At 45.6% G+C, this 12,812-nt stretch carries 13 protein-coding genes and 2 tRNA genes; 8 read left to right on the forward strand and 7 right to left on the reverse strand.

Annotated elements, in window-relative coordinates:
- Window positions 1-139: 139 nt before the first annotated feature.
- Window positions 140-337 carry a 50S ribosomal protein L35 gene (gene rpmI, locus FHW36_RS09365; RefSeq protein WP_079471802.1) on the forward strand — a complete coding sequence of 66 codons (198 nt, stop codon included), beginning with the start codon at window positions 140-142 and terminating at the stop codon, window positions 335-337.
- A 48-nt stretch (window positions 338-385) separates the two neighbouring features.
- Window positions 386-730 (forward strand): 50S ribosomal protein L20, encoded by a 345-nt coding sequence (rplT, locus tag FHW36_RS09370; protein WP_078673350.1) that lies wholly within the window; start codon window positions 386-388, stop codon window positions 728-730.
- A gap of 3 nt (window positions 731-733) precedes the next feature.
- On the opposite strand, the gene ispE is transcribed toward rplT, so the two are convergent.
- The 4 genes from ispE to FHW36_RS09390 form a co-directional block, all read right to left on the reverse strand.
- Window positions 734-1,543 carry a 4-(cytidine 5'-diphospho)-2-C-methyl-D-erythritol kinase gene (ispE, locus tag FHW36_RS09375; protein ID WP_145666140.1) on the reverse strand — a complete coding sequence of 270 codons (810 nt, stop codon included), beginning with the start codon at window positions 1,541-1,543 and terminating at the stop codon, window positions 734-736.
- A gap of 75 nt (window positions 1,544-1,618) precedes the next feature.
- Entirely contained in the window at window positions 1,619-2,218 is a 600-nt protein-coding gene (locus tag FHW36_RS09380; protein WP_145666142.1) for a bifunctional nuclease family protein, read from the reverse strand.
- 186 nt (window positions 2,219-2,404) lie between these two features.
- Window positions 2,405-3,376: an electron transfer flavoprotein subunit alpha/FixB family protein gene (locus FHW36_RS09385; RefSeq protein ID WP_145666144.1), complete on the reverse strand. Its 972-nt coding sequence runs from the start codon at window positions 3,374-3,376 to the stop codon at window positions 2,405-2,407.
- Between the two features lie 36 nt (window positions 3,377-3,412).
- A complete protein-coding gene (locus FHW36_RS09390; RefSeq protein ID WP_145666146.1) occupies window positions 3,413-4,153 on the reverse strand; it encodes an electron transfer flavoprotein subunit beta/FixA family protein in 741 nt (246 codons plus the stop codon).
- Window positions 4,154-4,286: 133 nt separating this feature from the next.
- On the opposite strand from FHW36_RS09390, the gene FHW36_RS09395 reads away from it, so the two are divergent.
- Both FHW36_RS09395 and tilS read left to right on the forward strand, forming a co-directional pair.
- On the forward strand, window positions 4,287-4,598 hold the full coding sequence (locus FHW36_RS09395) for a tetratricopeptide repeat protein (protein WP_145666148.1): 312 nt from the start codon (window positions 4,287-4,289) through the stop codon (window positions 4,596-4,598).
- Between the two features lie 24 nt (window positions 4,599-4,622).
- A complete protein-coding gene (tilS, locus tag FHW36_RS09400) occupies window positions 4,623-5,960 on the forward strand; it encodes a tRNA lysidine(34) synthetase TilS (RefSeq protein WP_145666150.1) in 1,338 nt (445 codons plus the stop codon).
- 45 nt (window positions 5,961-6,005) lie between these two features.
- On the opposite strand, the gene FHW36_RS09405 is transcribed toward tilS, so the two are convergent.
- Both FHW36_RS09405 and FHW36_RS09410 read right to left on the reverse strand, forming a co-directional pair.
- Window positions 6,006-6,632 carry a rhomboid family intramembrane serine protease gene (locus tag FHW36_RS09405; RefSeq protein WP_145666152.1) on the reverse strand — a complete coding sequence of 209 codons (627 nt, stop codon included), beginning with the start codon at window positions 6,630-6,632 and terminating at the stop codon, window positions 6,006-6,008.
- Between the two features lie 30 nt (window positions 6,633-6,662).
- Entirely contained in the window at window positions 6,663-7,136 is a 474-nt protein-coding gene (locus FHW36_RS09410) for a 23S rRNA (pseudouridine(1915)-N(3))-methyltransferase RlmH (protein WP_145666154.1), read from the reverse strand.
- 123 nt (window positions 7,137-7,259) lie between these two features.
- Between FHW36_RS09410 and FHW36_RS09415 the strand changes: the two genes are divergently transcribed.
- From FHW36_RS09415 to FHW36_RS09425, 3 genes are all read left to right on the forward strand, one after another.
- Window positions 7,260-7,333 (forward strand) — tRNA-Arg (locus FHW36_RS09415).
- A gap of 263 nt (window positions 7,334-7,596) precedes the next feature.
- Window positions 7,597-8,709, forward strand: coding sequence for an acyltransferase family protein (locus FHW36_RS09420; RefSeq protein WP_145666155.1), 1,113 nt, complete (start codon window positions 7,597-7,599; stop codon window positions 8,707-8,709).
- A gap of 107 nt (window positions 8,710-8,816) precedes the next feature.
- Window positions 8,817-8,890: transfer RNA gene (locus FHW36_RS09425), tRNA-Arg, on the forward strand.
- A 53-nt stretch (window positions 8,891-8,943) separates the two neighbouring features.
- Here FHW36_RS09425 and FHW36_RS09430 read toward each other — a convergent pair.
- Window positions 8,944-11,382 (reverse strand): ABC transporter permease, encoded by a 2,439-nt coding sequence (locus tag FHW36_RS09430; protein WP_145666157.1) that lies wholly within the window; start codon window positions 11,380-11,382, stop codon window positions 8,944-8,946.
- Window positions 11,383-12,209: 827 nt separating this feature from the next.
- Between FHW36_RS09430 and FHW36_RS09435 the strand changes: the two genes are divergently transcribed.
- Complete coding sequence (locus FHW36_RS09435) at window positions 12,210-12,719, forward strand: UpxY family transcription antiterminator (protein WP_186452365.1); 510 nt, start codon at window positions 12,210-12,212, stop codon at window positions 12,717-12,719.
- Window positions 12,720-12,812 lie beyond the last annotated feature (93 nt).

Consider the following 12,812-nt stretch of genomic DNA (forward strand, 5'->3'; position numbering starts at 1 on the left):
ATTGATAGTCAATCGCTTAAGAGATGGTAAAAAAATATTAGAAAAGTTATCCACATTCGGGAGAGGGCGTTAATTATTTATACAAGACTGTGCTTTATTGAATTATTTTCATACCTTTGCAGACCAAATTTGATGTAAGATGCCCAAAGTAAAGACACATTCCCGTGCCAAGAAAACGTTCAAGGTTGGTGGGAACGGACAGATTAAGCGGTTCATGGCCTTCAAAAGCCACTTACTGACTAAAAAATCTACGAAAAGAAAACGTAGCTTAAGAGGTAGTACGCTGGTTCACGAAGCAAATCTTAACCTGGTTAAGAGAATGCTCGGAATGCGCTAGTATCTGTCAAAAGAATCGAATTTTATAACCTGAGAAAAAACAAAGCAAATGCCTCGTTCAGTTAATGCCGTAGCTTCAAGAGCCCGGAGAAAAAGGATCTTAAAGCAAGCCAAAGGCTTCTACGGTAAAAGAAAGAATGTTTACACCGTAGCGAAAAACGTCCTGGAAAAAGGACTCACATACAGCTATGTTGGTCGTAAATTAAAGAAAAGAAACTACCGTCAGCTGTGGATCGCCCGTATCAACGCTGCTGTTAGAGCAGAAGGGTTGACCTATTCTGTGTTTATGAACAAATTAGCCGGTAAAAATATCGACCTGAACAGAAAAGTTCTGGCTGATCTGGCTATGAATGAACCAGAAACATTTAAAGCATTGGTAGCTTCTGTAAAGTAAGACTTACCTGATAGTAAATACCCGATAGCTGGCATCCCACAGGATGTCAGCTATTTTGTTTTTAGGGAAAATACCCACCACTGCCGAACCACTTCCGCTCATGGCAGCGTACAAAGCCCCAGCCGCATATAATTGTTCCTTGATCCCCGCTAAAACCGGGTAGGCGCTGAATACCGGCGCCTCAAAATCGTTGGTAATTAATCCTCTCCAGGTAGCCACCGGTGATTGTATTTTCTCCCTCAGCGCATAAGCCGGTGCCTGGGGCGTAAGTTGCTTAAACGCCCAGCCGGTATTAACATGAATGCCGGGATGTACGAGTACAAAGGAGTATCCTGAAAGATCCAGGTCAATAGGGTCCATGATTTCACCACGTCCTGTGGCATAACAAGGCCGGTTGTAAATAAAGAAGGGGCAATCGCTACCCAACTGGGCAGCATAGTCAGCCAATACGGTATCTGAAAGGCCTAATTGAAACTTCTGGTTGAGCAATCGCAGCATGAACGCGGCATCTGCCGAACCTCCTCCCAATCCAGCGCCAATAGGTATGTGTTTATGCAGGTGGATATTTACCGGCTGTACCTGCGGAAAATCGCGCTGTAGCAAGTGAAAAGCCCTGATACAAAGGTTATCGGCCGCCTCCCCGGGAACAGGGATACCACTGCTGGCAAACTGTAAAGATGGATGGGCAATGATTTCCAGGGCATCGTTTACAGGCAGGGGATAGAAAACGGTTTCCAGGTCATGAAAACCGTCGGGGCGCTTACGGGTAATATGCAGGCCCAGGTTTATCTTACAATTGGGAAATACGATCATCTATTATCTGTTGCACGGCAAACCTACAGCTACACGCCAGATGGCTGTCAACTGCACGATTATACTGAAAGAAAATTATTTGCTTTTGCGACTGTTTAGTTCATCGCGGATGGCGATGGCACGAATGTAATCTTCCTGTTCCAACACTTCCTGTAAGAGGGTGTTTAATTCATCCACATTCATAGATTTGAGGTCGTCTTCCACACCTTTTTCATGTTCTGAAATAGTAGGGGTTACTGGCTTGCTGCTTTTTTTGCCGGCAGGATCATCCAGCAATATACCCGCACTGTTGAGAATATTCTCAAACGTATAAATAGGGCATCCAAAACGAACCGCGAGCGCCAGCGCATCTGAAGTGCGGGAATCTATCTCAATAGTTTCGTCGTTATTGGAACAGATAAGTTTGGAATAAAAAATACCTTCCTGCAAATTACTGATGACCACCTCCTGCAATTCCACATTAAAGGCGTTCATGAAGTTTTTCATCAGGTCGTGCGTTAAAGGCCGGCTGGGTTGCATTTTCTCCAAAGCCACCGCAATAGCCTGCGCTTCAAAGCCCCCGATCACAATCGGCAAACGGCGTAACCCGTTTACTTCTCCCAATACCACGGCATATGAATGAGTCTGCGTAATGCTGTGCGATAAAGCAACTATTTCCAGTTCTATTTTTCTCATATCTGTCTTGCGTTGTCGCTGAATAGTTTGTAAGTCTGTGAAGTTAGAAAAATATTCCCTATCTAAAAAAAATCTATCTGATAAATGCCTAATATCAAGCCTATAAAGCGAAGAATTATGGGTGACTGATCAGGATGATTTTAACATTTACATCTGTCACCCATAATTCTTCCTTTGTAAAGCCCTTTATGATTGTTTCAGCTTCTGAACGGCTGCTGTCAGTTTAGGTACCACCTCAAAAGCATCGCCAACAATGCCGTAGTCGGCAGCCTTGAAGAAAGGCGCTTCCGGGTCTTTGTTGATCACCACAATAACCTTGCTACCATTTACGCCCGCCAGGTGCTGTATAGCGCCGGAAATACCGATGGCAACGTATAAATTAGGCCTTACGGTGAGCCCGGTCTGACCTACGTGTTCATGATGAGGGCGCCATCCGGCATCGGCCACAGGGCGTGAACTTGCGGTGGCTGCTCCCAGTGCCCTGGCCAGGTCTTCCAGGATACCCCAGTTTTCAGGACCTTTCATACCGCGACCACCACTTACTACGATTTCGGCCTCTGTTAAAGGTACGTCGCCGCTCACTGTTTCGGTTTTTACCACTTTCACTTTAAAATCGCTATCCTGGATGGCAGGAGAAAAAGCTTCTACTGCAGCAGTTCCTGTGCCGGGAGTGAGCGCAAAAGTATTGGGTATAATCGCAATGATTTTCTTGTCGGAGGTAATATTGACATGGGCGAACGCCTTGCCGGAAAACACATTTTTCTTTACCACAAAACCGTTGCTGGTATCAGGGTAGGAGATAGCGCCGGCAACGAGTCCCGCTTTGAGCCGGGCAGCAACCCGGGGAGCAACGGCTTTCCCGTCGAAATTATGTGGGAAGATGATCACCTGGCTGCCTTCTTTTTCAGCTGCTTCCGCAATCACTTTAGTATATACGATGCTTTCTACTTCGTGCAGGCGTGCATCGGCAGCGTGTAATACTTTCTGGGCACCGTAGTTACCGAGCGCCGACAGTTCCGCGGCATCTACCGGGCCAAGTACCAGCGCGGTGGCAGTGGTACCCAGTTGCGCGGCTACTTTGGCGCCATATTGTACGGCTTCCAGCGCCGCTTTTTTAATCTTACCCTGTGCCTGATCGGCAAATATTAATATTGACATGAATAATTTAATTAGTCGTTAGGAGATAGAGAACCCTTAGATCACTTTAGCTTCTTCGTGGAGTAATTTCACCAGTTCATCCACGTTGTCGGGACTGATCAATTTTACCCCTGCTTTTGCCGGAGGCAGCTCAAAGCTAATTACGGAAGTGAGGGTGTCTGCCGCTACAGGATCTACTACTGTCAAGGGTTTGGTTCTGGCAGCCATGATACCGCGCATATTGGGAATACGGGCTTCTGCCATTCCTTTCTGGCAGGAAACTACCACTGGCAGGGATACTTCACAAATTTCCTCGCCACCTTCAATCTCCCGGTTTACTGTTGCTACGGTACCATTCAGGTCAAATTTCGCCGCAATAGACACATAGGGAAGGTCTAGCAATTCCGCTACCATACCGCCTATACCTGAACCATTATAATCGATGGTTTCTTTACCGGTAAAAATAATGTCGTATTGCTTTTCCCGCGCATGTGCCGCAATCTGGGAGGCGATATAAAAACTATCAGCACTGTCTGCATTAATACGGAATGCTTCATCACCACCCAATGCCAGGGCCTTGCGGATAATAGGATCGCAATCAGCACCGCCTACCGTTACCAGGTGAACATCGGCGCCAATGGTTTCTTTCAGCTCCAGCGCCCTCACCAATGCGTACCACTCATCGTATGGATTAATAATAAACTGTACACCAGCCTCATTGAATTTCGTGTTATTGTCCGTGAAAGCTATTTTTGCAGTCGTGTCCGGAGTTTTGCTGATACATACTAAAATCTTCATGGCCTTAAACTGTTTTGTTTAAAAATGCGGTAGTAGCAAATATATTTAAATAATATAAGCCAACCGCAGGCCGGAAAATGATTTTAATCAGTATTATCATTGACATATTGTAGAATTAAATAATAATAAACGGATGGATAGAATCCCGCAAATAAAGCAGCTGTTGCTGGCCACACCCAACGATAGCTTTTTAAAACACGCGTTGGCATTGGAGTATATTAAGATAGGCGACGATGTGGCCGCCCGTCAGCAATTTGAAGAATTGCTGGCATACGAACCCGGTTATGTAGGTTCTTATTACCACCTTGGTAAGTTGCTGGAACGCGCGGGCGACAATGCCGGCGCCATCAGCGTATACGAAAAAGGAATGAGCATGGCCAAGGCAGCCAATGAAAGACACGCCTACAACGAATTACAGTCCGCCTACGAAGAGCTGGTTTACTGATATTTTAAATCCAATTAACCACGAATGCCTCAACATTTATTGACTCATTTTTCAGATTATATATCCCGGCAGCGGTTATTTGATCCTGCTCAGAAAATACTGCTGGCCGTTAGCGGGGGCGTAGATTCTATCGCGATGGCCTGGTTATTTAAACAGGCCGGGTATGCCGCAGGTATTGCCCATTGCAACTTCCAGCTCCGTGCAGCCGAATCAGCACAAGATGAAGCCTTTGTAAAACAGGTAGCTGCCGCACTGGAGCTGCCTTTTCACTCCGTCCGTTTTGATACAAATGCATACGTGGAAGCACATCGTGTAACCATACAGGTAGCCGCGAGGGAATTGCGCTATGAGTGGCTGGAACAAGTACGCGCTGCGGAAGGGTATGCATATATTGCTACCGCGCACCATATGCAGGACAGTGTGGAAACGGCCCTGATGAATTTTACGAAAGGCACAGGCATAGCTGGTTTACACGGTATCTTACCCAAGCAGGAAAAGATTATCCGGCCTTTATTATTTACAGAGAAAGCTACCCTGGTGGCCTATGCCGCCTTGCATAATATCACTTTCCGGGAAGACAGTTCCAATATAACAGATAAGTATACACGTAATTATTACCGGCACCAGGTTATTCCCCGGTTGCAGGAAGCATTTCCCGGCGCAGTACGGAACATGGCGGCTACCATAGAGCGGATAAAGGAAGCAGAGCATCTTTACCAGGAAGCAGTAGAACGGCATCGTAAGCGGTTATTGTTCCGGGAAGGCGATACCTGGAAAGTACCGGTAGGTAAACTGCAACAAAGCATCCCCTTGCAAACCATTGCCTGGGAATTATTTCGCCCGTTTGGTTGTTCTTCGGCACAGGTGCAACAGGTGTTGTCGCTGCTCGACAGCGAGTCGGGCCGATACGTGGAAACGACCACGCACCGGGTTATCCGTAACCGGCAGTGGTTGCTGATAACGCCATTGGCCATGGAAGCGGCGCCACTGGTAGTTATTGACGCCGATACGCCACATGTGCATTTCGGCGGAGGCCAGCTACGCATCCGGCAGCAGGAGAGAGGCGCCACCCCTATACCCACGGCCGCAGCAATGGCCTGGCTGGATGCGGCACAGGTAGCATATCCGATGATCCTGCGGAAATGGAAACAGGGCGATTATTTTTATCCACTGGGCATGCCCCGGAAGAAAAAAATAAGCCGGTTCCTGATCGATCAGAAGTTGTCGCTGCCACAAAAAGAAAATGTTTGGGTATTGGAATCCAATAAGCGGATTGTGTGGATTGTAGGGATGAGGATAGACGACCGGGTGAAGATAACCCCTAAAACAAAAGTGATACTAAGCATCGAATGGATGCCGTGAAAATGAGTGCAGCAGCGGCTTTATGCGCGCTGCTGCACTCATCGGTTATTGCACAAATTGCGAGCGATGCATAATCATATACAAAAAGTTGGTGCCCAGTTCCGGATGGAAGATCAGCGGAAATATCAACCCAAATAAGGCTCCCCATAAATGCGCATCGTGATTAATATTACCTCCACCTTTTCTTCCCATGTAAGCGGAAATCCCCAGGAATAATGCGCCGTATACCACAGCTGGCAATTTAAGCGCAAAAAACAGGTAGATAGACGCCCAGGGATTCACCAGGATTGCGGTAAATACAATGGCGGAAATAGCGCCGGAGGCTCCCAAGGAAGAGTAATAAGAGTTGTCGCGGTGCTTAATGTAAGAAGGAATATTAGCCACAATAATACCTAACAGGTAATAGCCTACATACACCACTTTGTTATGGAATAATTGTGCAAAAACACGCTCAATAAACCCTCCGAAAAAATATAAAGTCAGCATATTAAAGAGCAGATGCTGGAAGTCGGCATGCACAAACCCGGAAGTGATAAAGCGGTAGTACTGGTTGTAACGCTTTACCAGATAGGGTTGCAGACTCAACTTATCTAACTGGTCGTAGTTCTGCAGGGCGGTATAGGAGATAAGGCAGGTAATGATGATGATAACTAAACTGATTGATAGCGTCATACAATGAGATGATTTTATCTATAAATGTAACTATTGATGATGATACTTTTCCCTGTTTAATACCGTATAGGCACGATATAATTGTTCCGTGAAAATAAGCCGTACGAGTTGATGAGGGAAGGTTAAGGGCGACAACGACATTTTCAGCTGGGCTCTCTGTAACAGGGTTTCGTCAATACCAAAGGCGCCCCCTATGAGAATGATGAGTTGCCGGGTGCTTGCGTTGGTACGCTGTTGCAGGAAGTCGGCGAATTGCACCGTCGTCATCATCTTTCCTTTTTCATCGAGCGCCAGCAGAAAGTCGGTAGGCTGCAACAGGTCCATGATTAATTTGGCTTCCTGTTTTTTGAGTTCAGGTATCGATAAACTGGCAGCCTGTTTTACGGTAGGGATCAGTTTTACTTCGAAGTCCACGTAATGCTGTAGTCGTTTTTGAAAAACTGTCATCCCGTCCCTGATGTAGGGATCATGCTCCTTTCCTATGCTCCAGAGTTGAATTTTCACTTCGTATGATAATTAAGTAACGGTGTAAAAGTAAGTGTAAATCAGAAGATTGCAGGAATTTTTTTAGTAACTATTTGGTGTTTTCGAAAAATCCGCTACCTTTGCCATCCAATCACAATTAATGGCTCCGTAGCTCAATTGAATAGAGCATTTGACTACGGATCAAAAGGTTTCAGGTTTGAATCCTGACGGGGTCACTAAGAGAAACGCCTCCCAATTTGGGGGGCGTTTCTCTTTTTAATATTGGCAGGCTATGCCTGGCAGCAGCCAATGAGGTTGGCTGTCGTTTTTACAGCCCCGGAATTTATCTTGCCATCGTATTAAGTTACTCCATTTACGTATATACGTTGCCGATAGTGACCCAGCAATCCGGGTCAACAAAGTACTGTCAGAATAAAAAAAATATTTTAAATTAAAGGAGATATAAATACTGTCTGTTTGAATAATAAATAAAACCATCATGGCCATTGCTGTCAAACAAAGATTGTTATCATTGGATTTTTTCCGCGGCCTTACCGTAGCAGCTATGATACTGGTGAATAACCCGGGGGACTGGAACTATGTATATGCGCCGTTGGAGCACTCCAAATGGAATGGCTGCACGCCCACCGATCTCATTTTCCCTTTTTTCCTCTTTATCGTGGGGGTGTCTATCGCCTATGCCCTTGGCAGCAGGAAAGATGACCCCACGCAGCATGGACAAATGATCCGGCAGGCATTGCGCCGGGGCGCAACTATCGTGGTACTGGGATGGTTATTGCATCTGATCCCCCGATTTGATTTTTCGCACTGGCGTTTCCCGGGAGTGCTGCCACGTATAGGCGTGGTATTTAGTATCTGTGCGATATTATTTATCAAAACCAGCAGGCGTACACAGCTATGGACGGGGATAGCACTATTATTGGGCTATTGGATACTGATGACGCTCGTACCGGTACCAGGCATCGGTGCACCCAACCTGGAGCCGGAAACTAATCTTGGGGCCTGGTTAGATCGCCTGGTATTTACCCCTGCGCATTTGTGGGCGGGTAGCAAAACATGGGATCCGGAAGGGCTGCTAAGCACCTTGCCAGCTATCGGCACAGGTATCTTTGGGATGCTGGTCGGAAGCTGGTTACGGCGCAAAGACCGCGAAGATGCAGTAAAAGTATCGTGGCTCTTTGTTTATGGCTTTATAATGGTGATACTGGCACTGATCTGGGATCCGTTTTTTCCTATTAATAAATCGCTCTGGACCAGTTCTTTTGTATTATACACCGGCGGACTGGCTACCATGGCGCTGTCGGCCAGTTACTGGCTGATCGATGTGCAACAGCATCAACGCTATCTTGTGCCATTCGTAGCTTTTGGCCGCAATGCCATTACGGCTTTTGTATTGTCGGGGCTTATTCCGAAGATACTGGGATATATCCCTGCAGGTAATACTAATGCAAGAGAATGGCTTTACCAGACGGTGTTTGCCAATAACATGATGCCCTATCATGCATCCCTGGGATCGGCCATCCTGCTGGTGTTGGTGATATGGGTGCCTATAGGAATCATGTATCGTAAGCATATTATTATTAAGGTATAAAATGGGTAAAGGCGTATAGCCTTTGACGATAGTTTATGAAAACTATTTGCTGATTTATTTTGATAAATAAAAAACAAATTCTACATTTGCAATCCCAAAACAGGAATGGCTTCATAGCTCAACTGAATAGAGCATTTGACTACGAATCAAAAGGTTTCTGGTTTGAATCCAGATGAGGTCACAAAAAAAGGAATGCTGCAATTATTGCAGCATTCCTTTTTTATGGTGATATATTTATTCGGTACGTATACTCTTCACCGGATCTACCCAGGCGGCCTTTACGGCCTGCATACTGATGGTGATCAATGCAATCAGTAATGCTGTTACGCCGGCCACCACAAACATCCACCAGCTTATACTGATACGGTAGGCAAAGTTTTCCAGCCACCGGTGCATCAGCCACCAGGCAATGGGGCAGGAAGTCACAATGGCAATCACCACCAGCTTCATAAAGTCTTTCGCCAGCAATTGTACGATGTTATTTGTGTTGGCGCCCAACACCTTCCGGATACCAATTTCTTTTTTCCGCTGTTTGGCGGTAAAAGTGGTGAGCCCGTATAATCCCATACAGGCAATAAATACAGCGATCAGGGCAGACACGATAAAGAAGCGGCCCAGCCTTTGTTCTTCCTTGTATTGGTTATCGTACATTTGGTCGAGGAAGAAGTAATCGAATGGATTGCCTGGAAATACCGATTCATACAGGGTTTTGATACTGCTTATCTTCCCTGAGATATCTGCTGCATTTAACTTCAGCGTAAAATAATTATCGATATCCGAAGGAAGGAAAATGGTAGGTTCTATCAGCTGCCGCAGCGATAAATGGTGGTAGTCTTTTACCACGCCGATGATCTCCAGGTCTTTGTCCTGCCATTTTATTTTCTGGGAGATGGCATTTTCCGCACTGGTGAATCCCAGCTGCTTTACTGCTTTTTCATTGACGATCACTTTGCCATCGTTTTCCCAGCCGCTTTGCACCATTTGAGGTGTAAAATTTTTGCCGGCTACCAGGGGGATTTCATAAGTGCCAAAGTAGTTATCATCTACCTTCAGCAGGTAGTATGTTTTTTCTTCCATGGTCGACAAATCGGCTCCCAGCCGGTATATGCGGTTATTGGATAGGTTGTATCCCATGCCCGGTGTGTTATCAGAAGAAGCCACGCTCTTTACAAACGGCAGCTGGCTTAGCTCATTCTTAAATGTGGCGGCGCTGGTATTACTAGTATCTATCTGGTTAGATGGGCCCGTAATAATCAACCGTTGCTCGAGGTTAATGCCCAGGTCCTGTGTTTGCATATAAGAGAGTTGCCGGTATAGCACAATGGTGGCAATAATGAATATGATAGATGCCATAAACTGGAATACCACCAGGCCTTTGCGTAAGGTAAGTCCTCTGCCGGACTGGTTAAATTTATTGCGCAGCATGGCAATGGGGCTGAAACCAGTCAGCACCAGGGCAACATATCCGCCGGATAAAATAGAGCTGACAATAATGAGCACAACTCCCATAAGCCAGAACCAGCCACGGTTGAGCACGAGGATAGAAAGTGATTTCCCGGTAAAGCCATTATAAACGCCCTGTAGCGCCAGAACAATGAGGATAGCTACCAGGGTGCTGAGGATGGTTAGCAGGAAGGTTTCCGTGAGGTATTGTACAACCAGCTCATGCCGCTGGGCGCCCAGTACTTTACGTACACCTACTTCCTTCGCGCGGTTCAGCGCCTGGGCCGTAGAGAGATTAATGTAATTTACCCACGCAATCAGCAATATCAGGACGGCAATGCTAAGCAGTGCTACCACCAGTTTGAGGCTGCCGAATGTTTGATGTATATAGTTGAAGGAAGGGGCCAGGTGTAATTCGCTCATAGGTTGAAAGGCCATACGGTCGGTAGACTGCGGCTTTACCTTATGTACAAATTTGGTGATCTGATCTGCTATCTGATCTACCGGTGAATGATCCGCGATCAGCAAGTACACAATACTAAAGCCGGCTTTAATACTCCTGGGGTCGGCCCAGTCATTGCCGTTGCGATTGGCGGGGTTTTCCAGGGTTTTAAACGACAATAATATATTGGACTTGATGTCAGACTCGCCGGGCATGTCTTTAAATACGGCCGTTACAGTGTACGGGGTGGTGCCAAACTGGTTACTCAGCTTTATAATTTTTCCGACAGCATTATCATTATCGAAGTACCGCCTGGCGGTTGTTTCGGAGATAGCTACTGTATTGGGTTCATTTAAGGATGGGGTACCTGCCACGAGCGGGAAGGTAAAGAGATCCAGGAAGTTTCCATCTACATACATTACTTTGTCTTCGAGAAAAGCTTTTTCCCGGTTGGCATTATCGGTAACAGATACCACGCCGTTGCCAATATCCTCAGCAGTCCTTACATATGCCCGGATACCGGTACTGTTGGCAAAGTTCTGTTGTATCACCGGCGCAAATCCGGGGGGAAGGTGATAAGTGCTGCGGTCTTCCTGGCTTACGACCATCGTTCTGTATAGCCGGGTATAATTTTTATGGAACCGGTTAGCGCTCCATTCAAACGTAACATATTCGATGATGAATATAAAAAGAGCTATTCCGATGGCCAGTCCCGCCATATTAATGGTTACGAAGGTTTTATTCCTCCATAAATTCCTGCGGGCAATTTTCAGATGAGTGATGAACATAGGGCTATTGTTTTTTTGAAGGAGGCTAAGTAGATTTTTTGATTGGGTGTTTTAAAAACAAGCGAATGATTAAAGTTACCTGGAAAAAATCTATCGGGTCAAAAGGGTCCTCGTGCTATGAAATTCTTTGCTGGTGCCGGTTGCAGGAAAGAAACGCATTAGTGAAACTATACCAGGGTATTCAATATCCGCCATTACAAAATGATGCCAGTTTATTACTGCTATGAAAATCAAATCGTTCCATTGCTGCCGGTCCACAATAGTGTCCGTTTTTGAAACAATGATGTTCGCTTTTGTAATAACATGGAACAGGTTTATTTTTCAACCGGAAGATAGATATCTTATAAATAATAAAATAACGTATCATGGAGAAATGAGGGAATCCGTAACGAGATTTATAGTTTTCTGCATTTTTTGGTAACTATTCTCCTGTTATCTTTATGAATCTTATTTTTTCAGAGAACCCAAATAATAATTGTTACTATGTGTGTTGAATTAACTGATATGGGAGTATCTGTAGCGCCAGCTATACCATGTGATTAGGAATCAGTACTACTTTACTGTCAGTTGTTTTTTTCTGTATATTCTGCGTAAGTCCTTGAACCTGTTTTAGCCAACGGAATGAAGGCTGTTCTGTCTGACAACAGATGGAACAGGTATTTGTTAATCCCTTCTTTCCACTTCACAGTATCCATTTTCCAGGTAAACGCGTCGGTTCCAGTTGTATCCGTTTCATTCAAACGGTAAGGGGGAAATATTTGCTTTATCGCCGGGTAAATCAGCTATTTCCATCTCTCCGTCCACTTTTAATTTTTATCATTAAACCTATGTGTGTTTCATCCCCCGAAGAGAAATGGCTGGTCGTTTATACCAAACCCAAACTGGAGAAGAAGATCGCTGCCGAAATTGCCTCCATGGCATACGAGTGCTATCTGCCTTTGTACACAGTGGCCCGTAAGTGGAGCGATCGTATAAAACGGCTACGACAGCCATTATTCCCCAATTATCTTTTTGTGAAGATAAACCCCCGTGAAAAGTTCCGGGTGTTATCGGCTAATGGCGTTATCCGCCTGGTTGCTTTTAAAGGTGAGCCGGTGGCTGTAAGTGATGAAGAGATAGCGCGTATCAGGATGATTGAAACGGCCGGATGTGAGATCACCCGCGAACATAATTATTGTATAGGCGAAAAAGTAAAAGTAGTGGAAGGGGTGCTTTCCGGTTTGGAAGGTATCCTGGTGAAACGCCATACCGACAAACGTTTTGTAGTACAGTTACCCTTGATTAACCAATCAATCGGCGTAGAAATTCCCATGCATTGCCTGGAGAGAGTCAGTTAATATTTTACCCTGCTCACCTACTATCCCGGACCGGTTAAGAACAACGCTTGTTGTTCGGCTGTGCCCGTTTGAGCTTACAGTACCTGTAAATCA

The organism is Chitinophaga polysaccharea, assembly GCF_007829335.1.
Classification (GTDB): domain Bacteria; phylum Bacteroidota; class Bacteroidia; order Chitinophagales; family Chitinophagaceae; genus Chitinophaga; species Chitinophaga polysaccharea_B.

Excerpts from the sequence above, each read along its gene's own strand:
- FHW36_RS09430 (WP_145666157.1), bottom strand. The coding sequence starts at position 11,382 with ATGTTCATCACTCATCTGAAAATTGCCCGCAGGAATTTATGGAGGAAT.
- tilS (WP_145666150.1), top strand. The coding sequence starts at position 4,623 with ATGCCTCAACATTTATTGACTCATTTTTCAGATTATATATCCCGGCAG.
- FHW36_RS09395 (WP_145666148.1), top strand. The coding sequence starts at position 4,287 with ATGGATAGAATCCCGCAAATAAAGCAGCTGTTGCTGGCCACACCCAAC.
- FHW36_RS09435 (WP_186452365.1), top strand. The coding sequence starts at position 12,210 with ATGTGTGTTTCATCCCCCGAAGAGAAATGGCTGGTCGTTTATACCAAA.
- ispE (WP_145666140.1), bottom strand. The coding sequence starts at position 1,543 with ATGATCGTATTTCCCAATTGTAAGATAAACCTGGGCCTGCATATTACC.
- rplT (WP_078673350.1), top strand. The coding sequence starts at position 386 with ATGCCTCGTTCAGTTAATGCCGTAGCTTCAAGAGCCCGGAGAAAAAGG.
- FHW36_RS09420 (WP_145666155.1), top strand. The coding sequence starts at position 7,597 with ATGGCCATTGCTGTCAAACAAAGATTGTTATCATTGGATTTTTTCCGC.
- FHW36_RS09380 (WP_145666142.1), bottom strand. The coding sequence starts at position 2,218 with ATGAGAAAAATAGAACTGGAAATAGTTGCTTTATCGCACAGCATTACG.
- FHW36_RS09385 (WP_145666144.1), bottom strand. The coding sequence starts at position 3,376 with ATGTCAATATTAATATTTGCCGATCAGGCACAGGGTAAGATTAAAAAA.
- FHW36_RS09405 (WP_145666152.1), bottom strand. The coding sequence starts at position 6,632 with ATGACGCTATCAATCAGTTTAGTTATCATCATCATTACCTGCCTTATC.
- FHW36_RS09390 (WP_145666146.1), bottom strand. The coding sequence starts at position 4,153 with ATGAAGATTTTAGTATGTATCAGCAAAACTCCGGACACGACTGCAAAA.
- rpmI (WP_079471802.1), top strand. The coding sequence starts at position 140 with ATGCCCAAAGTAAAGACACATTCCCGTGCCAAGAAAACGTTCAAGGTT.